The sequence below is a fragment of the Streptomyces sp. NPDC005955 genome, assembly GCF_042871255.1.
Classification (GTDB): domain Bacteria; phylum Actinomycetota; class Actinomycetes; order Streptomycetales; family Streptomycetaceae; genus Streptomyces.
Genome location: NZ_JBIAIF010000022.1, coordinates 1 through 26087, shown reverse-complemented (window position 1 = coordinate 26087; position 26087 = coordinate 1). Strand labels below are relative to the sequence as shown.

At 72.8% G+C, this 26087-nt stretch carries 19 protein-coding genes and 1 pseudogene; 17 read left to right on the top strand and 3 right to left on the bottom strand.

Features of this window, described 5'->3' with window-relative positions; all coding sequences use genetic code 11:
• The first annotated feature begins 3 nt into the window (after positions 1–3).
• The 6 genes from coaD to mutM all read left to right on the top strand — a co-directional run bounded on the left by coaD (position 4) and on the right by mutM (position 5164).
• A complete protein-coding gene (gene coaD, locus ACFYOU_RS32335; protein WP_387002143.1) occupies positions 4–498 on the top strand; it encodes a pantetheine-phosphate adenylyltransferase in 495 nt (164 codons plus the stop codon).
• Positions 499–1169: 671 nt separating this feature from the next.
• Positions 1170–2336 carry an ATP synthase F0 subunit B gene (locus ACFYOU_RS32330; RefSeq protein WP_391310739.1) on the top strand — a complete coding sequence of 389 codons (1167 nt, stop codon included), beginning with the start codon at positions 1170–1172 and terminating at the stop codon, positions 2334–2336.
• Positions 2337–2524: 188 nt separating this feature from the next.
• A complete protein-coding gene (locus tag ACFYOU_RS32325; RefSeq protein ID WP_391310737.1) occupies positions 2525–3178 on the top strand; it encodes a YceD family protein in 654 nt (217 codons plus the stop codon).
• A gap of 2 nt (positions 3179–3180) precedes the next feature.
• Positions 3181–3354: a 50S ribosomal protein L32 gene (gene rpmF, locus ACFYOU_RS32320; protein WP_006139588.1), complete on the top strand. Its 174-nt coding sequence runs from the start codon at positions 3181–3183 to the stop codon at positions 3352–3354.
• 19 nt (positions 3355–3373) lie between these two features.
• The gene (gene rnc, locus ACFYOU_RS32315; protein WP_391310736.1) at positions 3374–4195 is read left to right on the top strand and encodes a ribonuclease III; all 822 of its coding nucleotides are present in this window, start codon (positions 3374–3376) and stop codon (positions 4193–4195) included.
• 93 nt (positions 4196–4288) lie between these two features.
• Positions 4289–5164, top strand: coding sequence for a bifunctional DNA-formamidopyrimidine glycosylase/DNA-(apurinic or apyrimidinic site) lyase (mutM, locus tag ACFYOU_RS32310; RefSeq protein ID WP_391310734.1), 876 nt, complete (start codon positions 4289–4291; stop codon positions 5162–5164).
• A gap of 18 nt (positions 5165–5182) precedes the next feature.
• On the opposite strand, the gene ACFYOU_RS32305 is transcribed toward mutM, so the two are convergent.
• On the bottom strand, positions 5183–6601 hold the full coding sequence (locus ACFYOU_RS32305; RefSeq protein ID WP_391310731.1) for a CAP domain-containing protein: 1419 nt from the start codon (positions 6599–6601) through the stop codon (positions 5183–5185).
• A 136-nt stretch (positions 6602–6737) separates the two neighbouring features.
• Between ACFYOU_RS32305 and ACFYOU_RS32300 the strand changes: the two genes are divergently transcribed.
• The 4 genes from ACFYOU_RS32300 to ACFYOU_RS32285 all read left to right on the top strand — a co-directional run bounded on the left by ACFYOU_RS32300 (position 6738) and on the right by ACFYOU_RS32285 (position 13170).
• Complete coding sequence (locus ACFYOU_RS32300; protein WP_391310729.1) at positions 6738–7019, top strand: acylphosphatase; 282 nt, start codon at positions 6738–6740, stop codon at positions 7017–7019.
• Positions 7020–7401: 382 nt separating this feature from the next.
• Entirely contained in the window at positions 7402–7611 is a 210-nt protein-coding gene (locus ACFYOU_RS32295) for a hypothetical protein (protein WP_385491498.1), read from the top strand.
• Positions 7612–7947: 336 nt separating this feature from the next.
• Positions 7948–11535 carry a chromosome segregation protein SMC gene (gene smc, locus ACFYOU_RS32290; protein ID WP_391310727.1) on the top strand — a complete coding sequence of 1196 codons (3588 nt, stop codon included), beginning with the start codon at positions 7948–7950 and terminating at the stop codon, positions 11533–11535.
• Positions 11536–11757: 222 nt separating this feature from the next.
• On the top strand, positions 11758–13170 hold the full coding sequence (locus ACFYOU_RS32285) for a sugar porter family MFS transporter (protein ID WP_389766629.1): 1413 nt from the start codon (positions 11758–11760) through the stop codon (positions 13168–13170).
• Between the two features lie 58 nt (positions 13171–13228).
• Here ACFYOU_RS32285 and ACFYOU_RS32280 read toward each other — a convergent pair whose 3' ends face one another.
• Positions 13229–14464, bottom strand: coding sequence for a GNAT family N-acetyltransferase (locus ACFYOU_RS32280; RefSeq protein WP_391310724.1), 1236 nt, complete (start codon positions 14462–14464; stop codon positions 13229–13231).
• Positions 14465–14610: 146 nt separating this feature from the next.
• On the opposite strand from ACFYOU_RS32280, the gene ftsY reads away from it, so the two are divergent.
• Positions 14611–15819, top strand: coding sequence for a signal recognition particle-docking protein FtsY (ftsY, locus tag ACFYOU_RS32275; RefSeq protein WP_389766625.1), 1209 nt, complete (start codon positions 14611–14613; stop codon positions 15817–15819).
• 139 nt (positions 15820–15958) lie between these two features.
• Here the strand turns inward: ftsY and ACFYOU_RS32270 are convergent, their stop codons facing one another.
• The gene (locus ACFYOU_RS32270; protein ID WP_391310722.1) at positions 15959–16627 is read right to left on the bottom strand and encodes a bifunctional DNA primase/polymerase; all 669 of its coding nucleotides are present in this window, start codon (positions 16625–16627) and stop codon (positions 15959–15961) included.
• Between the two features lie 474 nt (positions 16628–17101).
• Between ACFYOU_RS32270 and ACFYOU_RS32265 the strand changes: the two genes are divergently transcribed.
• From ACFYOU_RS32265 to ACFYOU_RS32240, 6 genes and pseudogenes are all read left to right on the top strand, one after another.
• Positions 17102–18574 carry a hypothetical protein gene (locus tag ACFYOU_RS32265; protein WP_385491791.1) on the top strand — a complete coding sequence of 491 codons (1473 nt, stop codon included), beginning with the start codon at positions 17102–17104 and terminating at the stop codon, positions 18572–18574.
• Positions 18575–18853: 279 nt separating this feature from the next.
• Positions 18854–20203 carry an ammonium transporter gene (locus ACFYOU_RS32260; RefSeq protein WP_391310720.1) on the top strand — a complete coding sequence of 450 codons (1350 nt, stop codon included), beginning with the start codon at positions 18854–18856 and terminating at the stop codon, positions 20201–20203.
• Positions 20200–20538: a P-II family nitrogen regulator gene (locus tag ACFYOU_RS32255; RefSeq protein ID WP_385491519.1), complete on the top strand. Its 339-nt coding sequence runs from the start codon at positions 20200–20202 to the stop codon at positions 20536–20538. The genes ACFYOU_RS32260 and ACFYOU_RS32255 overlap by 4 nt, the downstream gene beginning before the upstream one ends.
• A gap of 55 nt (positions 20539–20593) precedes the next feature.
• Entirely contained in the window at positions 20594–23170 is a 2577-nt protein-coding gene (locus tag ACFYOU_RS32250; protein ID WP_391310717.1) for a [protein-PII] uridylyltransferase, read from the top strand.
• 136 nt (positions 23171–23306) lie between these two features.
• Positions 23307–24845 (top strand): signal recognition particle protein, encoded by a 1539-nt coding sequence (gene ffh / locus ACFYOU_RS32245; protein ID WP_389766616.1) that lies wholly within the window; start codon positions 23307–23309, stop codon positions 24843–24845.
• 925 nt (positions 24846–25770) lie between these two features.
• A pseudogene (locus tag ACFYOU_RS32240) lies at positions 25771–25965 on the top strand (hypothetical protein); the annotation flags it as partial.
• Between the last annotated feature and the right edge of the window lie 122 nt (positions 25966–26087).

Sequence of the window (26087 nt, the reverse complement as noted above, 5' to 3'; positions counted from 1 at the left end):
CAGTTGCGCCGCGCCGTCTGTCCGGGGTCCTTCGACCCCATCACCAATGGCCACATCGACATCATCGCCCGTGCCTCGAAGCTGTACGACGAGGTCTACGTCGCCGTGATGATCAACCAGTCCAAGAAGGGACTGTTCGAGATCGAGGAGCGGATCGACCTGATCCGCGAGGTCACCGCCGAGTACGGCAACGTACGGGTGGAGTCGTTCCACGGGCTCCTCGTCGACTTCTGCAAGCAGCGTGACATCCCCGCGATCGTCAAGGGGCTGCGGGCCGTCAGCGACTTCGACTACGAACTCCAGATGGCCCAGATGAACATCGGACTCTCCGGTGTGGAGACGCTGTTCGTGCCGACCAACCCCACGTACAGCTTCCTCTCGTCCTCCCTGGTCAAGGAGGTCGCCGCGTGGGGCGGGGACGTCTCCCACTTGGTTCCCCCGACCGTGCTCGGGGCGCTGTCCGGACGGCTCCGCGAACGCCGCGAAGCGGGCCACTGAGCCCCTCGCGGGGCTCCCTCCCGGGGGTACGTCCACGGCTTCCGGCCAGCGGTCGGTTGCTCGCGCAGTTCCCCGCGCCCCTTCGGTGCGATCCGCTGCACGTGCGCTGTTCGCTCGCCGTCCGCCCCGGCTTCGCGCAGTTCCCCGCACCCCTCAACAGGTGCGCCCCACTCACCGTGCGCTACCCCCGCCCCCCCAGGGGCGCGGGGAACGGCGCGGGCAACCGAAGCGGTCCCGCACCCGACGACGCACCGCCAGAGGCCCCTCGGGGGCGCGGGGAACGGCGCGGGCAACCGAAGCGGACCCGCACCCGACGACGCACCGCCGTAGGCACCCCCGGGGGCGCGGGGAACGGCGCGAGCAACGGGAGGCGTCCCCGCACCCAACGACGCACCGCCAGAGGCACCCCGGGGGCGCGGGGAACTGCGCGAGCAGGTACGACGCACCCGCGCCGAACCACGCACCCCGGCCGAAGAAAAGGGGCGCGAGGAACGGCGCGGGCAACCGAAGCGGACCCGCACCCGACGACGCACCGCCGTAGGCACCCCCGGGGGCGCGGGGAACGGCGCGGGCGAGCACCACGTACCCCCGCAACCGATGCCGGACGGCACAAAGTGGCCGTACAGTCACCTTGTCCGTCCCAACGAGGCACAGAGAGTGGCGAACACACGGTGGACGTGCAGAAGAAGCTGGATGAGATCGTCGCGGCCGTCGGCAACGCCCGCTCCATGCCCATGTCCGCCTCCTGCGTGGTCAACCGGGCCGAACTGCTCGCCCTGCTCGCCGAGGTGCGCGAAGCCCTGCCCGGCTCCCTCGCGCAGGCCCGCGAACTGCTCGGCGACCGCGAGGGCATGGTCGCCGACGCCCGCGCGGAGGCGGAACGGATCGTCAGTGCCGCCCACCAGGAACGCGGCTCGCTGATCGCCGACACCGAAGTGGCCCGCAGGTCCCAGGGCGAGGCCGACCGCATCCTCGTCGAGGCCCGCCAGGAGGCCGAGGAGATCCGCGCCGAGGCCGACGACTACGTGGACTCCAAGCTCGCCAACTTCGAGGTCGTCCTCACCAAGACCCTCGGATCGGTCGGCCGGGGGCGGGACAAACTGCTCGGCACGGGTCCCGGCCCCGCCCTCGACGGCCACGTGGACCCCGACTACGCGGAGGCGCCGGAGCGCAGCCACGACCCGGAGACCCTGCGGCGCCGGGCCGACGAGTACGTCGACGTCAAGCTCGGGGCCTTCGAGGCGGTGCTCGCCAAGACCCTGGAGGCGGTGGGCCGGGGCCGCCAGAAGCTGCACGGCCGGGTCGCCGCGGACGAACTGGGCCTGCTCGCCGACGGGGCCGACGGCCCCCGCCCCACCAGCGACGCCGACTACCTCGCCGACCTCGCGGCCATGTCGGACCCCGCGACCGGCCGGGCCGTCCCCGGCGGCCCCGCACCGGCCGCGCCGGGAACGCCCCCCGCCGCACCGCCCCTGCCGCCCGCCGTGCCCGTCCCCGTTGTCGCGCAGACCCCGCCCCCGGCCCAGGACGCGTACGGTCAGCAGGACGCCTACGGCTACGGCCAGGACACCTACGGCTACCCACAGGGGTACGAACAGCAGCAGCAGGGCTACGGGTACCCGGAGAGGTACGGGTACGGTCAGCAGGACTACGCCGCGCAGGGCGGCGGCTACGAGACGTACGACGCCCAGCAGCAGGGCGGCGGTGGCTACGGGTCTCCCGGGGGCTACGGGACGCAGCCCCCGGCGCCGCAGCCCACGGCGCTCGACGAGACGAGCCTGTTCGACACCGCGATGATCACCCCGGAGCAACTGCGCCGGTACGAGGAGGGCCGCTAGCGGCTCCGCGCCCGCGGGTGTTCCACCGGGGTCGCCGGGGTCGACCGGGGGAGCGCGGGGGGCCACGATTGGGAGCAGGGGGAAAGGTCCAGTATCCTGGCTCTTCGGTCGCGTGCGTCAAGTGCGCGATCACTCCCTTCACAGCTCGCCGGGCCCTTCCGCGTGGGCGCCGACGACCGAAAGCAGGGATGGCTCTGAACGCCCGCCTGGACCACCGCGACCCCCTCGTGTTCGACACGCACGAGCTGGGACGGCGTCCGGGTGCGCTCCAGCGGCTGACCCGCACGGTCGACGCGCCCTCCGGAGACGCCGCCCTCGGTCTCCCCGGGGTCATCAAGGTGCCCTCGGGCGCCCCGGTGCGGCTTGAAATCCGTCTTGAGTCCGTCATGGAAGGGGTGCTCGTCACAGGCACCGCCCGTGCCGTGGTCGAGGGGGAGTGCGTAAGGTGTCTGGAGCCGCTGGAGCGGGAGCTCGAAACGGACTTCCAGGAGATGTTCTCGTATGCCGAGACCGACAACCGGGGCCGTGCGAAAGCGGAACCGGAGGACGGTGACGAGGAGGACGAGGACAGGCTCTTCATCGAGGACGGCCTGATCGGCCTCGAACCCGTGCTGCGCGATGCGGTGGTGCTCGCACTGCCCATGCAGCCGGTGTGCCGGGACGACTGTCCGGGCCTGTGCTCCGAATGCGGAGTGCGGCTCGCGGACGACCCGGACCACCAGCACGGGGCCGTCGACATCCGTTGGGCGGCACTGCAAGGACTCGCTGACTCCATCCAGGACAGCGAGAAGGACGACATGAGCGGCGCCGAAGCGGGCGTCGACGAGAAGCAGGAGAAGTAGCCGTGGCTGTTCCGAAGCGGAAGATGTCGCGCAGCAACACGCGCCACCGCCGGTCGCAGTGGAAGGCTGCGGTCCCCACCCTGGTTGCGTGCGAGCGCTGCCACGAGCCCAAGCTCCAGCACATTGCGTGCCCCGCTTGCGGCACTTACAACAAGCGTCAGGTCCTCGAGGTCTGAGCGGCTGGTGAGGGGCACGATGCCAGACGCCAAGAAGAATGACCCCCGTACCAACGGGGGAGGCCCGACGGCTTCGTCCCACACGCTCCTGGAAGGGCGGCTCGGCTATCAGCTGGAGTCCGCCCTTCTTGTGCGTGCGTTGACCCATCGCTCGTACGCGTACGAGAACGGTGGTCTGCCGACCAACGAGCGACTGGAGTTCCTCGGGGACTCCGTGCTCGGCCTGGTCGTCACCGACACGCTGTACCGCAGCCATCCCGATCTGCCCGAAGGGCAGCTCGCGAAGTTGCGGGCCGCGGTGGTCAACTCGCGCGCGCTGGCGGAGGTGGGGCGCGGTCTTGACCTCGGTGCGTTCATCCGGCTCGGCCGGGGTGAAGAGGGCACCGGTGGTCGGGACAAGGCGTCGATCCTCGCCGACACCCTGGAAGCGGTGATCGGCGCGGTCTATCTCGACCAGGGGCTCGAAGCGGCGGCGGAGCTGGTGCACCGGCTCTTCGACCCGCTGATCGAGAAGTCCTCGAACCTCGGTGCCGGACTGGACTGGAAGACCAGCCTCCAGGAACTCACCGCGACCGAAGGGCTCGGCGTACCCGAGTACCTGGTCACGGAGACCGGACCGGACCACGAGAAGACCTTCACTGCTGCTGCCCGCGTCGGGGGCGTCTCGTACGGCACCGGCACCGGCCGCAGCAAGAAGGAAGCGGAACAGCAGGCCGCCGAGGCGGCCTGGCGGTCGATCCGCGCCGATGCCGATCGACGCGCGGCCGAAGCGGCCGAGGTCGCTGACGCCGCCGCGGACACCGTCGAGGAGAACGCCGACACCTCCTCGGCCACGGCCTGATCCACGCTTCCCCGTGAGCGCCCACCCCGGTCGGGGCGGGCGCTCACGACGTGTACGGACCGACGACCCGACCCCACGAGCCCAGGACAGCGCATGCCCGAACTGCCGGAAGTCGAAGTGGTGCGGCGCGGACTCGCCCGCTGGGTCGCCGAGCGGACCGTCGCCGAGGTGGAGGTGCGCCACCCGCGCGCCGTGCGCCGACACCTCGCCGGCGCCGAGGACTTCGGACGGCGCCTCGAAGGCGAACGCATCGCCGTGCCCGGCCGCCGCGGCAAGTACCTGTGGCTGCCGCTCACGGAACTGGCCGGCGACAGCACCGGCACGGCGGTCCTCGCCCACCTGGGCATGAGCGGACAGCTCCTGGTCCAGCCGGAGGACGCCCCGGACGAGAAGCACCTACGGGTCCGGATCCGCTTCGCCGACTCCACCGACACCGAACTGCGCTTCGTCGACCAGCGCACGTTCGGCGGGCTCAGCCTGCACGACACCACCCCCGACGGCCTCCCGGACGTCATCGCGCACATCGCCCGCGACCCCCTCGACCCGCTCTTCGACGACGAGGCGTTCCCCACCGCGCTGCGCCGCCGCCGCACGACGATCAAGCGGGCGCTCCTAGACCAGTCGCTGATCAGCGGGGTCGGCAACATCTACGCCGACGAGGCGCTGTGGCGGGCCCGGCTGCACTACGAACGCCCCACCGCCACCCTCACCCGCCCCCGTACCGCCGAACTGCTCGGCCACGTCCGGGACGTGATGAACGCGGCCCTCGCCGTCGGCGGCACCAGCTTCGACAGCCTCTACGTCAATGTGAACGGCGAGTCCGGCTACTTCGACCGCTCCCTGGACGCCTACGGTCGCGAGGGGCTGCCGTGCCGCCGGTGCGGTACGCCGATGCGGCGGCGGCCCTGGATGAACCGGTCCAGCTACTACTGCCCGCACTGCCAGCGTCCGCCCCGCACCACGCCGTAGCGCCCCTGCGGTTGCGGCTCAGAAGCCGAAGTTCTGCGTCCACCAGGGGCCGCCGGAGGCGAAGTGGGCGCCCACGCCCAGGGTCTTGAAGTCGCAGTTGAGGATGTTGGCCCGGTGCCCGGGGCTGTCCATCCAGGCGGCCATCACCGCTGCCGCGTCCGCCTGGCCCCGGGCGATGTTCTCGCCGCCCAGATCGGATATCCCGGCGGCCTCGGCCCGGTCCCAGGGGGTGTCCCCGTCGGGGTCGGTGTGGTCGAAGAAGCCCCGCGCGGCCATGTCCTGGCTGAAGTCCTCCGCGAGCCGCGCCAAGTCGGCGTCCGCACTGACCGGCTGACAGCCGACCTTCGCCCGCTCCCGATTGACCAGGGCGACCACCTGGGTCTCCGGCGAGCCGGTGACCGGTGCCTCGGTCGCCGGCGGTGGCGGGGGCGCGGCGGGGGTCGACGGCGCGGGCTTCGACGTGGGCGCGGAGGTGCTCGGTGTGCTCTGCGGGGCCCTCGTGGTGGGCGTCGTCTCCGTCTTCGGAGGCGGTGACGTCCGCTCCTCCTCCGGGGCGGCGGGGGCCGCCGCCGACTGCGACGGGGACGGTTTCGCCGGAGCGGTGCTGCGGTCACCGCCCTTCTTCCCGGCGCCGGTCGACGGCGAGGCGGGCGTGGCGGCCGAGGGGGTGGGCGCACTGCTCCTCCCCCCGTTGCTGTCGACCCCGCCGGGCACCTCACTGGCGCGCACCCGATCGGAGGCGCCGTTGCCCACGGTGGTGGAGTCGCCGCCCGGCAGCACGCCGGCCGCCACCGCCACCGCGCCCAGCGCCATCGCGGCGGACACCCCGAGCAGCCCGGTGCGCACCGGAGTGGACACCCGCCGGCGGGACTTCCTGCGCGGGCCGGAGCCCTTCGCGGCGGCCGCTGCGGACCGCCCGCCCCCGGCGCCCGGTGCGACGACCGGCAGGGCGGTGGTCACCGCGTACGGGCCCGCCCCGCCGTCCGACGGGGCAGGAGTGTCCGCGGCCTCGTCCTCGGGGAAGGCGTCGGGTGCGGTCAGGTCCGGGAAGCCGTCGGCCGCACCGTGCCCCGCCGCTCCTGCGGTGCCGTACCCGGCCAGTCCCCGCCCGTAGGCGGAGGCCCCGCCGTACGTCGCGTCGTACCGCTGCACGGGTATCGGCGCGGTCGCGGCCTCGTAGCCGCCGTACCCGGGGTCGACGTCGTCGACGGGGCGCGGTGCGTACGGCCGGGCCACTTCGGCGTGCCCGTCGGATGCGGAGTACGGGGCGTGACCGGGGTACTCGGTGCCGCCCGACGCCGTGAAGTCCGTCGCTCCCGTCGCTCCCGTCGATTCCGGGGAAGAGTGGTCGCCGTCGGGAACCGAATGAGGCGTGTCGTGCGTATAGCCATCGGTCCCGGAGGCGCGTCCGGCGGCGGAGCGTCGGTGGCGTCCCATGTCCTGTCCCGGCCTTTCTGTTCCTTGCGGGCAATGCGACTCCCCCATTCGGGTGAGGCTCATTGCGTCGGGACGCTACCCCATGGCGCAAGGGGACGAAGTACCCATAGGGCATTTCGCCGGCTACCGTGCAGCCATGAATGAAGAGGTGCGCCTCACCGCATGGGTACGCGGCCGTGTACAGGGAGTGGGTTTCCGCTGGTACACGCGTGCCAAAGCATTGGAGATCGGCGGGCTGAGTGGCTTTGCTCTCAATTTGGACGACGGGCGCGTCCAGGTCGTGGCGGAAGGCGACCGAGAGCGGTGCACGGCGCTCCTGGAGTGGCTCGGGGAGGGCGACACGCCGGGCCGCGTCGACGGAGTGACCGAGATATGGGGCACACCGCGCGCCGGGTACGACGGTTTCGCGATCCGCTGAGGACGCTCGCCGGCGGGGGCCGCGAAGCGCTCCGCGCACCCCGGGCGCGGGGCCCCGCCACCGGGGAAAGTTCCTGGTGGTTGCCAAGAAGGGCGAGCCGTGGCAGGCTCCCGAGAGAAGGATGATCGACACGCCCCCAGGGCCCCGAAGTCGGTGCCCGGCCGGTTGGATTCCGGCCGTGAGCCCCCGGGTGACCCGCCGGTACCGGGCGTGATCGTGTTGACCGTCAAACTTTTTGGTGAGACTCTGGAAGCCCCGCGCACCTTACCTGTTTGGCATGGAAGAACGGCATTCAGAACTCAACAGTGCCAAGCATCGCGGGTGCGATTCCCTCACGACCCAACCGCTACGGTCGGTCACTCATTGTGGAGGACCATCCATCATGGCAAAGGCGCTTCTCGGTTACGTCGGCGGCTCCGATCCGCGACTCCTCGCCGAGATGCGACGGCTCCAGCAACGCGTCCAGGACCTTGAGTCCGAGCTCGTACGGATTCAGGCCGAGAACGACGCGTTGGCGGCTGCCGCTTCTCACGACAGCGATTCGCTACTGACGAGCATCGACGTTCCCCAGGCGGAGCCTGCGCTCACCTGACCACTCCTGCTGAGCCCCGCTGACACGTGGTCGGGCTGCCCTACTACCGGTACCACCGAGATCGCTCGCCCGATCTAGCAAGGGACGCTTCGGCGTCCCTTCTGTCATTGCGCCCGTCCCTGCCCCCTCGACCGTCCGTTCCCGCGCGCCCTCGCCCCGTCCGGCCCGCCGGACGGTCCCGCCCCCGGCCCCCCTTCCTTTACCGTCTGATGTGCCCTGCGCATTCCTCGGTGAAACCGCAACGTCACCCGGGGGCCCGGTGGACCTTCGGCACGCCCGAATCGTGACCCCCGGCCTCACCGGGCGGCGAGAAGCAGAGAGGTAGAGTCCGGCGGCGTGCACCTCAAGGCCCTGACCCTGCGCGGATTCAAATCCTTCGCGTCCGCCACGACCCTGCGATTCGAACCGGGCATCACCTGCGTCGTCGGACCGAACGGCTCGGGAAAGTCCAATGTCGTCGACGCCTTGAGCTGGGTCATGGGCGAACAGGGCGCGAAATCCCTGCGCGGCGGCAAGATGGAGGACGTCATCTTCGCCGGGACCACCGGACGCCCCCCGCTCGGGCGGGCCGAGGTCTCCCTCACCATCGACAACTCCGACGGCGCCCTGCCCATCGCTTACGCCGAAGTGACCATCACGCGGATCATGTTCCGCAACGGCGGTAGCGAATACCAGATCAACGGCGACACCTGTCGGCTCCTCGACATTCAGGAATTGCTGTCCGACTCCGGAATCGGCCGCGAAATGCACGTCATCGTCGGCCAGGGCCAACTCGACTCCGTCCTGCACGCCGACCCCTCCGGCCGCCGCGCCTTCATCGAGGAGGCCGCGGGCGTCCTCAAGCACCGCAAGCGCAAGGAGAAGGCGCTACGGAAGCTCGACGCCATGCGGGCCAACCTCGCCCGGGTGCAGGACCTCACCGACGAACTCCGGCGCCAGCTCAAACCGCTGGGCCGACAGGCCGCCGTCGCCCGGCGTGCCGCCGTCATCCAGGCCGACCTGCGGGACGCACGGCTGCGGCTGCTCGCCGACGACCTGGTGACCCTGCGGCGGGCCCTCGCCACCGAGGTCGCCGACGAGGCCGAGCTGAAGCGCCGCAAGGACGCCGCCGAGACCGAACTGCGGGCCCAGCTCACCCGCGAGGGCCGGCTGGAGGACGAGGTGCGCCAGCTCACCCCCCGGCTCCGGAGCGCCCAACAGACCGTCTTCGACCTGTCCCGGCTCGCCGAACGCGTCCGGGGCACCGTCTCCCTCGCCGACGCCCGGGTCACCAGCGCCACCGCCGCCCCGCCCGAGGAACGCCGGGGCCAGGACCCCGACGCCCCCGAGCGGATGGAACGCGAGGCCGCCCGCATCCGCGAACAGGAAGCCGAACTGACGGCCGCCCTCGAAGCCGCCGAACGCGCCCTGGAGGACACCGTCGCCCACCGGGCCGACCTCGAACGCGCCCTGCTGGACGAGGAACGCCGCCTCAAGGACGCGGCCCGGGCCCTCGCCGACCGCCGCGAAGGGCTCGCCCGGCTGGGCGGGCAGGTGGGCGCCGCCCGCAGCCGCGCCGCCGCCGCCGAGGCCGAGATCGACCGGCTCGCCCTCGCCCGCGACGCCGCGCAGGAACGTGCCGCCAGCGCCCGGGAGGAGTACGAACACCTGCACGCCGAGGTCGACGGGCTCGACGCGGACGACGCCGACCTCGCCGCACGGCACGAAGCGGCCCGCACCCGGCTCACGGCCGCCGAAACCGCCCTCACCGAGGCCCGCGAGGCGGCCACCGACGCCGACCGACGCCGCGCCGCGGTCTCCGCCCGCCATGACGCCCTCGCCCTCGGACTGCGCCGCAAGGACGGTACGGGCGCCCTGCTCGCCGCCGGGGACGCCCTCACCGGACTGCTCGGCCCCGCCGCCGCACTGCTGACCGTCGCACAGGGGTACGAGGTGCCCGTCGCCGCGGCCTTCGGGGCGGCAGCCGACGCGCTGGCCGTCACCTCGCCCGCCCAGGCCGCCGAAGCCATCCGCCTGCTGCGCAAACAGGACGGCGGCCGGGCCGCGCTGCTGCTCGCGGGCGCCCCCGAACCGTCCCCCGGACCGACGCCCGGCCCCGTACTGCGGGGCAATCCGCCCCCCGCGGCCGAGCTGGTGCGCGGTCCCGCGGAACTGCTGCCCGCGGTACGCCGACTGCTCGCCGGGTACGTCGTCGTGGGCACCCTGGAGGACGCCGAGGACCTGGTCCGCGCCCACCCGGAGCTGACCGCCGTCACCGCGGAGGGCGACCTCCTCGGCGCGCACTTCGCCCACGGCGGGTCGGCCGGCGCACCCAGCCTCCTCGAAGTACAGGCGTCCGTCGACGAGGCGGCGACCGAACGCGCCGCGCTCGACGAGCGCTGCGCCCGGCTCGCCGCCGTGCAGCGCACCGCCGAGGAGGACCGCGCCGCCCGCGCCGCACTGGTGGACGAACTGGCCGAGCGCCGCCGCACCGCCGACCGCGCCAAGTCGTCGGTCGCCCAGCAGCTCGGGCGGCTCGCCGGCCAGGCCCGCGGCGCCGCGGAGGAGGCCGAACGGGCGGCGGGCGCCGCCGCGAAGGCCGGGGAGGCCCTGGAGCGGGCCCGCACCGAGGTCGAGGAACTGGCGGAACGGCTCGCCGTCGCCGAGGAGAGCGCCGCCGTCGCCGACGAGGGCGAGGAGCCCGACACCCACGCCCGTGACCGGTTGGCCGCCGACGGGGCGAACGCCCGGCAGACCGAGATGGAGGCCCGGCTCCAGGTCCGCACCCACGAGGAGCGCGTCAAGGCGCTCGCCGGACGGGCCGACGGCCTGGACCGGGCGGCCAGGGCCGAACGGGAGGCCCGCGCCCGGGCCGAGCGGCGGGCGGCCCGGCTGCGCCACGAGGCGACCGTCGCCGCGGCGGTCGCCGCCGGCGCGCGTCAGCTCCTCGCCCACGTCGAGGTGTCGACGGCGCGGGCCGAGGCGGACCGGACGGCCGCCGAAGGAGCCCGCGCGGACCGGGAACGCGAACTGGCCGCGGTCCGGGAGACCGGCCGCGGGCTCAAGGTCGAACTGGACAAGCTGACCGACTCGGTCCACCGGGGCGAGGTGCTGGGCGCCGAGAAGCGGCTGCGTGCGGAGCAGTTGGAGACCCGGTCGCTGGAGGAACTGGGCGTGGAGCCCGCCGCGCTCGTCGACGAGTACGGCCCCGACCGGCCGGTGCCGCCCCCGCCGCCCGCCGACGGCGAGGAACTGCCCGAGGACCCCGGGCACCCGCGCAACCTCCCGCGTCCGTTCGTCCGGGCGGAGCAGGAGAAGCGGCTGCGGACCGCCGAACGCGCCCACCAGCAGCTCGGGAAGGTCAACCCCCTGGCACTGGAGGAGTTCGCGGCGCTGGAGGAACGCCACCAGTTCCTCAGCGAACAGCTCACCGACCTGAAGAAGACCCGGGCGGACCTGCTCCAGGTGATCAAGGAGGTCGACGAGCGGGTCGAGCAGGTCTTCACCGAGGCGTACCGGGACACGGCACGGGAGTTCGAGGGCGTCTTCGCACGACTGTTCCCCGGCGGCGAGGGGCGGTTGGTCCTCACCGACCCGGACGACATGCTGGCCACCGGCGTGGACGTGGAGGCCAGGCCCCCCGGCAAGAAGGTCAAGCGGCTGTCGCTGCTCTCCGGCGGGGAGCGGTCGCTGACGGCGGTGGCCCTGCTGGTGTCGATCTTCAAGGCGCGACCGAGCCCGTTCTACGTGATGGACGAGGTCGAGGCCGCCCTCGACGACACCAACCTCCAGCGGCTCATCCGGATCATGCGGGAGCTCCAGGAGGCGTCCCAACTCATCGTCATCACCCACCAGAAGCGGACCATGGAGGTCGCGGACGCGCTGTACGGGGTGTCGATGCAGGGCGACGGCGTGTCCAAGGTGATCAGCCAGCGGCTGCGCTGAACCGCGGGGGAACCGCGCACGGGCGGCGGGTGTGCCGGGACGGCCCCGGGGTACCCGGAGACCCGATCCACCCGATCCCGATCGACCCGATCCCGATTCACCCGTTGGGGGGAGGTGGCGTCACCGCACCGCGGCACGCGGGTGTTCCCGGTGGTGAGCGGTGTCGACCTGTGCGCCACTGGAAGGGCCCATCAGCCCCCCCCGAGGCCCGAGGAGTGATGCGTGACCAGTGCAGCGACCCCGTCCGGCGCCCGCGAGGAACACCCCGAACACCTCGGGCACGTCATCTTCATCGCGGCGTCGGCGGCGATGGGCGGCTTCCTGTTCGGGTACGACAGCTCCGTCATCAACGGGGCCGTCGAGGCGATCAGGGACCGCTACGACATCGGCTCGGTGGCGCTCGCCCAGGTCATCGCCATCGCCCTGATCGGCTGCGCGATCGGCGCGGCCACCGCGGGCCGGATCGCCGACCGGATCGGACGCATCCGCTGCATGCAGATCGCGGCGGTCCTCTTCATGGTCAGCGCCGTCGGTTCGGCGCTGCCGTTCGCCCTCTACGACCTGGCGTTCTGGCGGATCATCGGCGGCTTCGCCATCGGCATGGCGTCGGTGATCGGCCCCGCGTACATCGCGGAGGTGTCCCCGCCCGCGTACCGGGGGCGGCTGGGCTCGTTCCAACAGGCCGCGATCGTCATCGGCATCGCCACCTCCCAACTGGTCAACTGGGGCATCCTCCAGGCCGCCGACGGCGATCAGCGCGGCCGACTGCTGGGCGTGGAGGCCTGGCAGGTGATGCTCGGCGTGATGGTCATCCCGGCCGCCCTGTACGGGCTGCTGTCCTTCGCCATCCCCGAATCGCCGCGCTACCTCATCTCGGTCGGCAAGAACGACCGGGCCCGCGAGGTGCTGCGCGAGGTCGAGGGCGACGAGGCCCACCTCGACGCCCGGCTGGCGGAGATCCAGGAGAAGGTGCACCGGGAGCACAAGCCGACGTTCAAGGACCTGCTCGGCGGACGGTTCTGGTTCCTGCCGATCGTCTGGGTCGGCATCGGCCTCTCCGCGTTCCAGCAACTCGTCGGCATCAACGTGGCGTTCTACTACTCGTCCACGCTGTGGCAGTCGGTCGGCGTCGACCCGACGGACTCGTTCTTCTACTCGTTCACCACGTCGATCATCAACATCATCGGCACGGTCATCGCGATGATCTTCGTGGACCGGGTCGGCCGCCGGCCGCTCGCGCTGATCGGCTCGGTGGGCATGGCCATCGGGCTCGCCCTGGAGGCGTGGGCCTTCAGCTACGACCTGGTGGACGGGAAACTGCCCGAGACCCAGGGCTGGGTGGCGCTGGTGGCCGCCCACTGGTTCGTCTTCTTCTTCGCGATGTCCTGGGGCGTGGTCGTCTGGGTCTTCCTCGGCGAGATGTTCCCCAACCGCATCCGAGCGGCGGCCCTCGGCGTCGCCGCCTCCGCCCAGTGGATCGCCAACTGGCTCATCACCGCGACCTTCCCGTCCCTCGCGGACTGGAACCTGTCGGCCACGTACATCATCTACGCCTGCTTCGCGACGCTCTCGATCCCCTTCGTCCTGAAGTTCGTGAAGGAGACCAAGGGCAAGACGCTGGAGGAGATGGGCTGACCCTCCCGCTGCCCCGGGTTCCCCCCCGCCGCCGGCTCCCGGCAGCGGGGGGCCGGGATCAGAACTCGTCCACGGTGTGCGGCAGCAGCTCCGTCCGGGCGGCCAGCCCGAACAGGGCCGCCGCGCCCGCCCGGTGCTCCGTGAACAGGCCCGCCCGCACCAGGTCGACGGGCGAGGTCCCGCCCAGGTAGCAGGCGGCCAGCTCCCGCACGTCGAGCGTCAGGTCGGGGGCCTCCTCGGTGCGGGTCACCCGGGCCCGGTGGACGTCCCCGTCCGGCTTCGCCGTCACCCGGTAGCGGCCCGCGTTGCCCGGCACCCCCCGGTCGGACACCTCCAGGACCAGGTCCAGCGGCGCCGACCAGGTCCGGCCCTCCAGCGCGGCCGGCACGTCGGCGAGCCGCACCCACAGCGCCGGGAACTCCCGGGTCACGTCGACCTGGTCGCGGTCGGCCGCGAAGAGGAGCAGCGGATCGTCCAGCGGCCGGCCCCAGGCCCGTACCTTGTCGACCAGGTCGATCGAGACCAGGTAGCGCCACAGGGCGGCGGCCACCTGCGGCGACTCGGCCTCCAGTTCGATGACGTACAGCGTGCCGCGGCCCTCGTCGTCGGACTTGGTCCGGTACGCCACGTACCCCGCGGGCGGCTCCCCCGGATCGCCCAGGGTCACCACCCGGGGCTCCGACATGTCCTCGTCCTCCTCGAACGTCTCCGGCAGGACGAGGTGGCGCCACCACCAGTCGTCGCGCCGCACCCGCCCGGCCCGCTCCCCGCGGGCCGTCTCGTGCAGGGCGCCGATCACCTCGGGCGCGCCGGCGAACGGGACCAGTCGCAACGGACGCCCGTCGGGTTCGATCCGCAGGTCCAGGGGGTAGGTGGCGTCGACGGTCACCGTGTACGCGTGGGTCGCCGGGTCGAAGCCGAAGCGGCCGTAGATCGTCGCCTCCGACACCCACAGCGCCGCGAGCGGCTTGCGCTGCTCGGCGCAGCGCCGCCACAGCTCGTCGACCATGCCGGTGAGGACGCCCCGGCGGCGGTGGGTCGGTGCCACCGAGACGAAGGTCACCCCCGCGGTGGGCAGCGAGCCGCCGGGCACGGACAGGTCGAGGTCGTGGGCGGCCAACAGCCCCACGAGGTCCTCGCCCTCGTAGGCGCCGATGCGGTCGGAGCGGGCGAGGACCTCCTTGTGCTTGGCACGGGTCTCGTCCTCGGGTGACTTCTCCAGGAAGACGAGGTAGTGCAGGTCCAAGGCATGGTCGAGCTCGGCCTCGGGAATCGTGCGGTACTCCAAGGTCATGCCGGTGACGCTAACCCGCACCCCCGGAACGGGGCATCCGAGTTTCCCGGGCGGGCACCGCGCGACCGTCGCGGACGGCGGGGCGCGGAGGCGTTCGGTCCTGCTTCTCGTCCGGGCCGGCGGGGGTGGTCGATACTGGGTGCGTTATGGACATCGTCATTCTTGCTGTAGTCATCGCCGTGGTGCTGCTCGGGACCACCGGCGCGCTGGTGGTCGGCAGTCGCCGCAAGCGGCAGCTGCCCCCGCCGCCGCCCGCCGCGCCCGACCTCACCGCCCCTCCGGCCGAGCCCCATGTCGGCGAGGAGGCCGAGCCGCCCCGGGAGGAGCCCCGCCGCACCGTCGAGGAGGTCGACCTCCCCGGCGCCCCGGCACCGGCCACCGCCCCGGCCGAGGTCGAGGAGGCGCCCGCCGCGCCCCCGATCGAGGTGCCGGAACCGACCGCGGGACGGCTGGTGCGGCTGCGGGCCCGCCTCTCCCGTTCGCAGAACGCACTGGGCAAGGGCCTGCTCACCCTGCTGTCCCGGGAGCGCCTGGACGAGGACACCTGGGAGGAGGTCGAGGACATCCTCCTCACCGCCGACGTGGGCGTGCAGCCCACCCAGGAACTCGTCGAGCGGCTGCGCGAGCGCGTCAAGGTGCTCGGCACCCGCACCCCGGAGGAACTGCGCGCGCTGCTCCGCGAGGAGCTGCTGACGCTCCTCGTGCCCGACTTCGACCGCAAGGTGAACGCCGAGTCCGGGCTCGACACCCCCGGTGTCGTGATGGTCGTCGGGGTCAACGGCACCGGCAAGACGACCACCACCGGCAAGCTCGCGCGGGTCCTCGTCGCCGACGGCAAGAACGTCGTGCTCGGCGCCGCCGACACCTTCCGGGCCGCCGCCGCCGACCAGCTCCAGACCTGGGGCGAGCGGGTGGGCGCCCGGACCGTGCGGGGCCCCGAGGGCGGGGACCCGGCGTCCATCGCCTTCGACGCGGTCAAGGAGGGCATCAAGGAGGGCGCCGACGTCGTCCTCATCGACACCGCGGGGCGGCTGCACACCAAGACCGGCCTCATGGACGAGCTGGGCAAGGTCAAGCGGGTCGTCGAGAAGCAGGCCCCGCTGGACGAGGTGCTGCTGGTGCTCGACGCGACCACCGGACAGAACGGGCTGGTGCAGGCCCGGGTGTTCGCGGAGGTCGTGGACGTCACCGGCATCGTGCTCACCAAGCTCGACGGGACCGCGAAGGGCGGCATCGTGATCGCGGTCCAGCGCGAGCTGGGCGTCCCGGTGAAGCTGGTGGGCCTCGGCGAGGGCGCGGACGACCTCGCGCCCTTCGAGCCCGAGGCGTTCGTGGATGCGCTTATCGGGGAGTAGCCCGGGCGGGGTGCGGTCCACCGCGCCCGCGCCGGGTGTGCGCCGCGTCATCGGGCCCGGCGGGATCCAGGGGTGGTCGACCGACCCCCCGGTCCCGCCGGGCCCTCGTCATGCGGCCCGACGTCGGGCGCCCGAGGGGTCAGCGGTCGGAGCGGTGGGCCGCGTAGGCGAGGGTGCCGAGCAGCAGGTGGGCCTGCGGCGGGCGGGCCGGGTCGAGGCCGGGGGCCCGCAGCCAACGCACCGGGCCGAGCCCGCCGCGGTCGGACGGCGGTGCGGTGACGTGGTCGCCGGGCCCCAGCGCGCGCAGGTCGAGCGCGGCGCCGTCCCAGCCCATCCGGTACAGCAGCCGGGGGAGTCCCTCGGCTGCTCCGGGTGCGACGAGGAACTGGGCGCGGTGGTCGGGCGTCAGGGTCACCGGCCCCAGCGGCAGGCCCATCCGCTCCAGCCGGACCAGGGCGCGACGGCCCGCCGTCGCGCCGACCTCCAACACGTCGAAGGACCGGCCCACCGGCAGCATCACCGTGGCCCCGGGGAACCGCGCCCAGGCCCGGGCGACCTCGTCGAGGGTGGACCCCGCGGGGATGACCGGGGCGCCCTCCAGCGGATGGGCGCCGCGGGCCCCGCAGCGCCCGCGGCCGTCCGCGCCCGTCCGCCCGCAGGAGCAGCAGCCGCCCGTCGCCCGGGCGCCGGGCACCACGTCCCAGCCCCACAGTCCGGTGAACTCCGCCGCAGCGGTGCACTCGTCGGTGCGTCCGCGGCGACGCGAACCCGACCGGATGTCACGGATGCCGCCGATCGTGAAGTCCATGCCTCCTCCAACAGGTTCCGCGCGCCGGTGGTTACGAAGTCACGGTGCGAGCTTCGGTCACGATATGGATGCGCGCGATGACCGTCCGTTTGCGTCATGCCCCGTCAACGCGGGTATCCGGACGGCGCTCGGAAGCACTTCCCGTGGCGTGCGCGGTATTCCGCGCTCCGCTGTGCGTCACTCCGCCCTTGCCGCCGCATCTGCGTCAAGTCAAGCGCGCAGAAAGGCAGTCGGGTTCATTCGAAGGGGTGGCGAATGGTGGCGTTTCCGTGATCCGCCTCGCCGAATGCGTGATCGTCAGATTACTTTCAGTGCACGGATCCCGCGGGCCATTCCCCTTCGTGGCAGGCCAGCGGCGGCTCGGTCCCCCGTTCGAAGGGTGACAAGCGCCGGACAAAGCACTGTGACGCACGGCATGCTGATAGGGCTTGACCAGAAGTGTGGACAAATGGCGTGACGGATGGGGGCGTTCCGGTGGGCGGCAACGGTGAGGGCGGTTCGAACGCTGAGAAGCGCCCGAACGAGATGCTGGGCTCGTGGTTCACCCGGAGCGGGTGGTCCAAGGGCGAGTTGGCGCGTCAGGTGAACCGCAGAGCCCGGCAGTTGGGCGCCAACCACATCTCCACCGACACCTCCCGGGTCCGCCGCTGGTTGGACGGGGAGAATCCGCGCGAACCGATTCCGCGCATCCTGTCCGAGCTGTTCTCCGAACGTTTCGGCTGCGTGGTCGCCGTCGAGGACCTCGGGCTGCGCGCCCCCCACCGGGCGCCCTCGGTCGCCGGGGTGGACCTGCCCTGGACCGGGCCCCAAACGGTCGCCCTGATCGGCGAGTTCTCCCGGAGCGACCTGATGCTGGCCCGCCGCGGCTTCCTCGGCACCTCCCTCGGACTGGCCGCCGGCCCCGCGCTCATCGAACCCATGCAACGCTGGCTGGTCCCCACCCCCGGCGCGCCGCGTCCCGAACCCGACGACGCCGCCCTGCGCCGCGGGAACCGCCTCTCCCAGCCCGAGTTGGACCTGCTGGAGTCCACCACCCAGATGTTCCGGCAGTGGGACGCCCAGTGCGGCGGCGGACTGCGGCGCAAGGCCGTCGTCGGACAGCTCCACGAGGTCACCGACCTGCTCCAGGAACCCCAGCCGGCCGCCACCAGTCAGCGACTGTTCAAGGTCGCGGCCGAACTCGCCGAACTGGCCGGCTGGATGAGCTACGACGTGGGGCTCCAGCCCACCGCGCAGAAGTACTTCGTGCTCGCGCTGCACGCCGCGAAGGAAGCGGGGGACAAACCGCTGGGTTCGTACGTCCTGTCCAGCATGAGCCGCCAGATGATCCACCTGGGGCGCCCCGACGACGCCCTGGAACTCATCCACCTCGCCCAGTACGGCAGTCGGGACTGCGCCAGCGCCCGCACCCAGGCGATGCTGTATGCGATGGAGGCCCGCGCGTACGCCAACATGGGCCAGCCCAGCAAGGTGAAGCGGGCCGTGCGGATGGCCGAGGACACCTTCGGGGACGCCCTGGAGTGCGACGAGCCCGAGCCGGACTGGATCGGCTTCTTCACCGAGGCCGAGCTGAACGGCGAGAACGCGCACTCCTTCCGCGACCTGGCCTACGTCGCCGGACGCAGCCCCACCTACGCGGCGCTCGCCGAGCCCGTGATGAACAAAGCCGTCGAGCTCTTCGCGAAGGACGAGGACCACCAGAGGTCGTACGCGCTGAACCTCATCGGCATGGCGACCGTCCACCTCCTCCAGAAGGAGCCGGAGGAGAGCGCACGGCTCGCCCACGAAGCCCTGGCGGTGGCCAAGCGGGTCCGTTCCGAGCGGGTGAACACCCGCATCCGCAAGACGGTGGACAACGCCGCCCGGGAGTACGGCCACCTCAACGACGTCGTCGAGCTGACCGAGCGGCTGGCCGCACAGCTGCCGGAGAGCGCCGAGGCGGTCTGACGGCGACCCCTCCGCCCGGCCCCCAGGAACGGCTCCCGCTCCCGCGCGGGCCCGCCCCGGGCGGCCCCCCGAGTTCCCGGGGTGTTCACCCGTGCGTAACACCCCCGGTCTCTTCGTCACTGGCGTGAAACAACCGGCGGCATCCGTGGAAACGGCGCCGCGCGAGTCTCTGGCCCACAAGGAGGGCGACCGAGCCACCCGGCGCCCCCGGCCACCCCTCACGCCACCCTCAGCCCCGGCCCCACCCGCTCGGGCCCGTTCCACGACGAGGAGACGCCGATGCCCCCAGGCATCACGTTCGCCGCAGACGCCCCGGCGCTGTCTGCCGCCAACACCGGATTCATGCTCATCTGCTCCGCACTGGTCATGCTGATGACCCCGGCCCTCGCCTTCTTCTACGGAGGCATGGTCCGCGTCAAGTCCACCCTCAACATGCTGATGATGAGCTTCATCAGTCTGGGCATCGTCACCGTCCTGTGGGTGCTGTACGGCTTCTCCCTCGCCTTCGGCACCGACAGCGCCGGCCTGATCGGCTGGTCCTCCGACTACGTCGGCCTCAGCGGGATCGGACTCACCGAGCTCTGGGACGGCTACACCGTCCCCGTCTACGTCTTCGCGGTCTTCCAGCTGATGTTCGCGGTCCTCACCCCCGCCCTGATCAGCGGTGCCCTCGCCGACCGGGTCAAGTTCAGCGCCTGGGCCCTGTTCGTGGCCCTGTGGGCGACCGTCGTCTACTTCCCCGTCGCCCACTGGGTGTGGGGCACCGGCGGCTGGGCCTTCGAACTGGGCGTCATCGACTTCGCGGGCGGCACCGCCGTCCACATCAACGCGGGCGCCGCCGCGCTCGGCGTGATCCTGGTGCTCGGCAAGCGCGTCGGCTTCAAGAAGGACCCGATGCGCCCGCACTCCCTGCCGCTGGTCATGCTCGGCGCCGGACTGCTCTGGTTCGGCTGGTTCGGCTTCAACGCGGGCTCCTGGCTCGGCAACGACGACGGCGTCGGCGCGCTGATGTTCCTCAACACCCAGGTCGCCACCGCCGCCGCCATGCTCGCCTGGCTCGGCTACGAGAAGCTCCGGCACGGCGCGTGCACCACCCTCGGTGCCGCCTCCGGTGCCGTCGCCGGACTCGTCGCCATCACCCCGGCCGGCGGCTCCAGCTCCCCGCTCGGTTCGCTCGCCATCGGTGCGATCGCCGGCGTGCTGTGCGCCATGGCCGTCGGCCTCAAGTACCGCTTCGGGTACGACGACTCGCTCGACGTCGTCGGCGTCCACCTCGTCGGCGGGATCGCCGGCTCCGTCCTCGTCGGCTTCTTCGCCACCGGCGGCGGCCAGTCCGAGGCCAAGGGCCTCTTCTACGGCGGCGGACCCGACCAGCTCGTCAAGCAGCTCGCCGGGGTCGGCGGGGTCCTGCTGTACTCCTTCGTCGCCTCCGCGCTCCTCGCCCTGGTCATCGACAAGACCCTCGGCATGCGGGTCAGCGAAGAGGTCGAGGTGTCCGGCATCGACCGCACCGAACACGCCGAGACCGCCTACGACTTCAGCGGCGCCGGCGGCGGCACCACCACCCGCACCTCCGCCCTGGTCCGCGAGTCCGCACCCGCCGAGTCCCACGAGAAGGTGGACGCATGAAGCTCATCACCGCCGTCGTCAAGCCGCACCGGCTCGACGAGGTCAAGGAAGCCCTCCACGCCTTCGGCGTCCACGGGCTGACCGTCACCGAAGCCAGCGGATACGGCCGCCAGCGCGGCCACACCGAGGTCTACCGGGGCGCCGAGTACACCGTCGACCTCGTCCCCAAGATCCGCATCGAGGTGCTGGCCGAGGACGACGACGCCGAACAGCTCATCGACGTCATCGTCGAGGCCGCCCGCACCGGCAAGATCGGCGACGGCAAGGTCTGGTCCGTCCCGGTCGACACCACGGTCCGGGTCAGAACCGGCGAACGCGGCCCGGACGCCCTCTGAGCCGGCGCCGACCGCACCGATGACCCACGGGGGAACGAGAGAACGGAGTCGCCGGGTGACCACCGTCGACCAGCACCGCAGCACCCCGGAACCCGAGGGACCCGACGGGCCCGACGGGCCCGACGGGCCCGTGCAGGGTCCTTCGCCCAGCGGCTACGCGGCGGCCAGGGTGCGCCTCCTGCACGGGCGCTCCCGCACCGGCCCCGAACGCCGCGCCGCCCTCTCCGCCCTCACCGACGACTGGCTCGCCGCCCTGTTCCAAGCCGCCGACGCACCGCGGGGCGTCAGCCTCGTCGCCGTCGGCGGCTACGGGCGGGGCGAACTCTCCCCGCGCAGCGACCTCGACCTGCTGCTCCTGCACGACGGCGGGGACCGGGCCCGGACCGCCGCCCTGGCCGACCGGCTCTGGTACCCCGTCTGGGACCTCGGCCTCGCCCTCGACCACTCCGTGCGCACCCCCGCCGAAACGCGCCGCGCCGCCACCGACGACCTCAAGGTCCAACTCGGCCTCCTCGACGCCCGACACCTCGCCGGCGACCCGGCCCTCACCGCCGCGCTGCGCGCCACCGCCCTCGCCGACTGGCGCAACCACGCCCCCAAGCGGCTGCCCGCACTGCGCGACCTGTGCGCCGAACGCGCCGCGCGCCACGGCGAACTCGCCCACCTCCTCGAACCCGACCTCAAGGAGGCCCGCGGCGGACTGCGCGACGCCACCGCCCTGGCCGCCGTCGCCGCCTCCTGGCTCGCCGACGCCCCCCGGCACGGCCTCGCCGACGCCCGCCGGCGCCTCCTCGACACCCGCGACGCCCTCCACCTCACCACCGGCCGCGCCACCGACCGCCTCGCCCTCCAGGAACAGGACCAGGTCGCCGCCGCCCTCGGCCTCCTCGACGCCGACGCCCTGCTCCGCCAGGTCTACGAAGCCGGCCGCGTCCTCGCCTACGCCACCGAGGTCACCTGGCGCGAGGTCGGCCGGGTGCTGCGCGCCCGCGCCGCCCGACCCCGGCTGCGGGCCGTCCTCGGCGGCCGGGGCCGCGGCACCGACCCCACCCCCCGCACCCCGCTCGCCGAAGGCGTCGTCGAACACGACGGCGAGGTGTCCCTGGCCCGCAGCGCCCGCCCCGAACGCGACCCGGTGCTCCCGCTGCGCGCCGCCGCCGCTGCCGCCCAGGCCGGACTGCCGCTCTCCCCGCACGCGGTGCGCCACCTCGCCCGCTCCACCGGGCCGCTGCCCGTGCCCTGGCCCGCCGAGGCCCGCGAACAGTTCGTCACCCTCCTCGGCGCCGGTCACCCCACCGTCCAGGTGTGGGAGGCGCTGGAGGCCGGGGGACTGATCAGCCGGCTGCTGCCCGACTGGGAACGGGTGCGCTGCCGCCCCCAGCGCAACGCGGTCCACACCTGGACCGTCGACCGGCACCTGGTGGAGACCGCCGTCCGGGCCGCCGCCCTCACCCGCCGGGTCGCCCGCCCCGACCTGCTGTTGGTCGCCGCCCTGCTGCACGACATCGGCAAGGGCTGGCCCGGCGACCACGCGGTCACCGGCGCCACCATCGCCCGGGACACCGCCGCCCGCATCGGCTTCGACCCGGCCGACACGGCGGTCCTCGCCACCCTGGTCCGCCACCACCTGCTGCTCGTGGACACCGCCACCCGACGCGACCTGGACGACCCCGCCACCGTGGCGACCGTCGCCGGGGCCGTCCGCACCACCGGCACCCTGGAACTGCTGCACGCCCTCACCGAGGCCGACGCCCTGGCCACCGGCCCGGCCGCCTGGTCCACCTGGCGCGGCACCCTCGTCGCCGAACTGGTCCGCAGGGTCGCCGACCGCCTCACCGGCACGCCCCCCGCCGCACCGACCGTCCCGTCGGCATCGGCATCGGCATCGGCGTCGGGGTCGGGGTCGGGGTCTTCGGGGGAGTGCGTCGATCACGAACGGCTCGCCGTCGAGGCCCACCGCACCGGTGGCCCGGTCCTCGCCCTGCGGGCCCACCGACCGACGCCCACGCCCGGTCCCGGCGACGGCGACCACCCCGAACCCCTCGGCGTCGAACTGCTCGTCGCCGTCCCCGACCGGCCCGGGGTGCTGCCCGCCGTCGCCGGGGTCCTCGCCACCCACCGGCTCACCGTGCGCGCCGCCGAACTCCGCGAGCAGACCCTCCCCGCCGGGCTCGGCGCCGCGTCCGCCGACGGCCAGGGCGGCGCGGTGCTCCTCCTCGACTGGCGGGTGGCCGCCCAGTACGGCTCCCTGCCGCAGGCCGCCCGGCTCCGCGCCGACCTGGTCCGGGCCCTCGACGGCTCCCTCGACATCGCCGCGCGCCTCGCCGAGCGGGACGCCGCGCACCCCCGGCGCCGGGGCATCGAACCGCCCCCGCCGCAGGTCACCGTGGCCGGCTCCGCCTCCCGGCAGGCCACCGTCATCGAGGTCCGCGCCCAGGACGCCCCCGGACTGCTGCACCGCATCGGACAGGCCCTGGAACGTGCAGGGGTACGGGTCCGCAGCGCGCACGTGAGCACCCTGGGTGCCAATGCCGTGGACGCCTTCTACGTCACCGACCCGGCCGGTGCGCCCCTGGCCGCCGACCGGGCCGCCGCACTCGCCCGGGACCTGGAGTCCGCCTTGCGGGGGTGAGCACCCCCGCGCCGGGACCACGGGCCCGTCACCACACCGGTACGGGACCCGTCGCGGAGGGTCCTACGGCTGGCGGGACCGATTACCCTGGGGGACGACCCGTCCGCCCCCTTCGACCCGAGGATTCGCGACCGCCGTGTTCGACACTCTCCAGGATCGCCTCGCAGCGACATTCAAGAACCTCCGCGGCAAGGGTCGCCTGAGCGAGGCGGACATCGACGCCACCGCGCGGGAGATCCGTATCGCCCTCCTTGAGGCGGACGTCGCGCTCCCCGTCGTCCGGGCCTTCATCAAGCAGGTCAAGGAGCGGGCGACCGGCGCCGAGGTGTCGCAGGCGCTCAACCCCGCGCAGCAGGTCATCAAGATCGTCAACGAGGAACTGGTCGGCATCCTCGGCGGTGAGACCCGCCGACTGCGGTTCGCGAAGACCGCGCCGACCGTGATCATGCTCGCCGGTCTCCAGGGCGCGGGCAAGACCACCCTCGCCGGCAAGCTCGGCCGCTGGCTCAAGGGCCAGGGCCACTCGCCGCTGCTCGTCGCGTGCGACCTCCAGCGCCCCAACGCCGTCAACCAGCTCAGCGTGGTCGCCGAGCGGGCCGGGGTCGGCGTGTACGCCCCCCAGCCGGGCAACGGGGTGGGCGACCCGGTCCAGGTCGCCAAGGACTCCATCGAGTACGCGCGCTCCAAGCAGTACGACATCGTCATCGTCGACACCGCCGGACGCCTCGGCATCGACCAGGAACTGATGCAGCAGGCGGCCGACATCCGGGACGCGGTCTCCCCGGACGAGGTGCTGTTCGTCGTCGACGCGATGATCGGTCAGGACGCCGTCAACACCGCGGAGGCGTTCCGCGACGGCGTCGGCTTCGACGGCGTGGTGCTGTCCAAGCTCGACGGCGACGCCCGCGGTGGCGCCGCGCTGTCGATCGCGCACGTGACCGGCCGTCAGATCATGTTCGCGTCCAACGGCGAGAAGCTGGACGACTTCGACGCGTTCCACCCGGACCGGATGGCCTCGCGCATCCTGGGCATGGGTGACGTCCTCACCCTGATCGAGAAGGCCGAGCAGACCTTCTCGAAGCAGGAGGCCGAGGAGATGGCCTCCAAGCTCGCCTCCAGCAAGGGCAAGGACTTCACGCTCGACGACTTCCTCGCCCAGATGGAACAGGTCCGCAAGATGGGCTCCATCAGCAAGCTGCTCGGCATGCTGCCGGGCATGGGGCAGATCAAGGACCAGATCAACAACCTGGACGAGCGGGACGTGGACCGCACCGCGGCGATCATCAAGTCGATGACGCCCGCGGAGCGGCAGGACCCGACGATCATCAACGGATCGCGTCGGGCCCGGGTCGCCCGGGGCTCCGGCGTCGAGGTCAGCGCGGTCAAGAACCTGGTGGAGCGGTTCTTCGAGGCCCGCAAGATGATGTCCCGGATGGCCCAGGGCGGCGGGATGCCCGGCATGCCCGGCATCCCGGGCATGGGCGGCGGCCCCGGTCGCCAGAAGAAGAAGCAGAAGATCGCCAAGGGCAAGCAGCGGTCGGGCAACCCGATGAAGCGCAAGCAGCAGGAGGAGGAGGCCGCCACCCGCCGTGAGCAGGGCGCGGCCTTCGGACTGCCCGACCAGCCGGCGCAGAACTTCGAACTGCCCGACGAGTTCAAGAAGTTCATGGGCTGATCCACCCACGGCAGGGGGCGGCCCGGAGCCGCCCCCGCCACCCGCACCGCGACGCATTTCCCGACGCACCGTCAACTCCGTTGCTACGGGCGCCCGATCGAGTTCCCGGCACCCGGGCACCCCGTCGTACCATGCCCGGCATGGCACGGGCGCGCTGGCACCAAGACCTCATGGCCGAGGCGGAGTTGGACGACAGCGAGCCGGTGCGCCCCGCCGTGGCCGGCCGGCCGACCGTACGGGTACGACACCGCCCGCATCCGCCGGCAGGGGCGCGCCGACTCCACGGAGCACGTCCTCGCGGTCGAACGGGGCGTCCCGCTGCGTAGGGCGAGCGGACCCCGGCACGTCGACAGCCGCACCCGGGTCCGCGTGCCTCGCGGCCCCGGCGGCAAGAAACCCGTGACGGGGAACGCGCCCGCGGCGGTGGTGCCGGATATCCTGGCCCGTGACCAGGCGCTCCTGCTCACCCAGGCCCGCGAGCGCCGCCTCTCCCGCACCGCGGACGCCACCAGCGTCGCGGACGCCGTGGAAGCCGTGGAGGCCGCCGTCGTGGGCGGCCGGGCCCGCATCCCCGCGGCCGAGGGCCTGTCGGGGGAACCCCGCCGTCGTGGCCCGCCTCTACTACATCGTGGCGATCCCGACGTACGCGACGCCGAGCACCGCCCCGTGGCACGTGCCGGTGCCATACGCCGATCGGCCGAAACGCGTCGGTCGTACCGGACCGTCCCAGGTACGGCGCCCAGCGGGGCGACGCTCCGCCCGTGCACCTCTTCTCCCTACATATCCGCAGATCAGCGCACCCGGACCCATCCCTGGGGGTGCGCCACGGATGAGGTGCAGAACAACGCAAACTGACGGGTACGTGCAAAATATTTGGGATGCCCCGGAATAGGAACACAGAGGCACTCCGGCTCGTTGTCACGACGTGAGCACGACACCACCAGTTCTCGCCGCAGAGCTGGCAGCCGCGTGGGCCGACATTCAAAGGCACCACCCCGAGCTGCCGGACCTGGCCGCGCCCGAATCACTGATCGGAGAGTCGTCGTCCGCGTGTGGGCACGAACTCTCCTTCGAGCGACTCCTCCATGAGGCAGTCCACGGCATCGCCGCCGCGGGGGGGGGGGGGGCCCCCCCCCCCCCCCGGCCCCCCCCCCAACCCCCCCCAAACAACGCCGGGCGCCCGGGGGGTTGGGCCCGGCCCAACCGCGGGACCACACCCCCCCCCGGGGTTTTGACAGGGGA

Bases quoted from the DNA above. Each gene is read 5' to 3' on its own strand.
- ACFYOU_RS32325 (WP_391310737.1), top strand. From the start codon at position 2,525: ATGGCTCTGAACGCCCGCCTGGACCACCGCGACCCCCTCGTGTTCGAC.
- rnc (WP_391310736.1), top strand. From the start codon at position 3,374: ATGCCAGACGCCAAGAAGAATGACCCCCGTACCAACGGGGGAGGCCCG.
- mutM (WP_391310734.1), top strand. From the start codon at position 4,289: ATGCCCGAACTGCCGGAAGTCGAAGTGGTGCGGCGCGGACTCGCCCGC.
- ACFYOU_RS32305 (WP_391310731.1), bottom strand. From the start codon at position 6,601: ATGGGACGCCACCGACGCTCCGCCGCCGGACGCGCCTCCGGGACCGAT.
- ACFYOU_RS32300 (WP_391310729.1), top strand. From the start codon at position 6,738: ATGAATGAAGAGGTGCGCCTCACCGCATGGGTACGCGGCCGTGTACAG.
- ACFYOU_RS32295 (WP_385491498.1), top strand. From the start codon at position 7,402: ATGGCAAAGGCGCTTCTCGGTTACGTCGGCGGCTCCGATCCGCGACTC.
- ACFYOU_RS32280 (WP_391310724.1), bottom strand. From the start codon at position 14,464: ATGACCTTGGAGTACCGCACGATTCCCGAGGCCGAGCTCGACCATGCC.
- ftsY (WP_389766625.1), top strand. From the start codon at position 14,611: ATGGACATCGTCATTCTTGCTGTAGTCATCGCCGTGGTGCTGCTCGGG.
- ACFYOU_RS32270 (WP_391310722.1), bottom strand. From the start codon at position 16,627: ATGGACTTCACGATCGGCGGCATCCGTGACATCCGGTCGGGTTCGCGT.
- ACFYOU_RS32260 (WP_391310720.1), top strand. From the start codon at position 18,854: ATGCCCCCAGGCATCACGTTCGCCGCAGACGCCCCGGCGCTGTCTGCC.
- ACFYOU_RS32255 (WP_385491519.1), top strand. From the start codon at position 20,200: ATGAAGCTCATCACCGCCGTCGTCAAGCCGCACCGGCTCGACGAGGTC.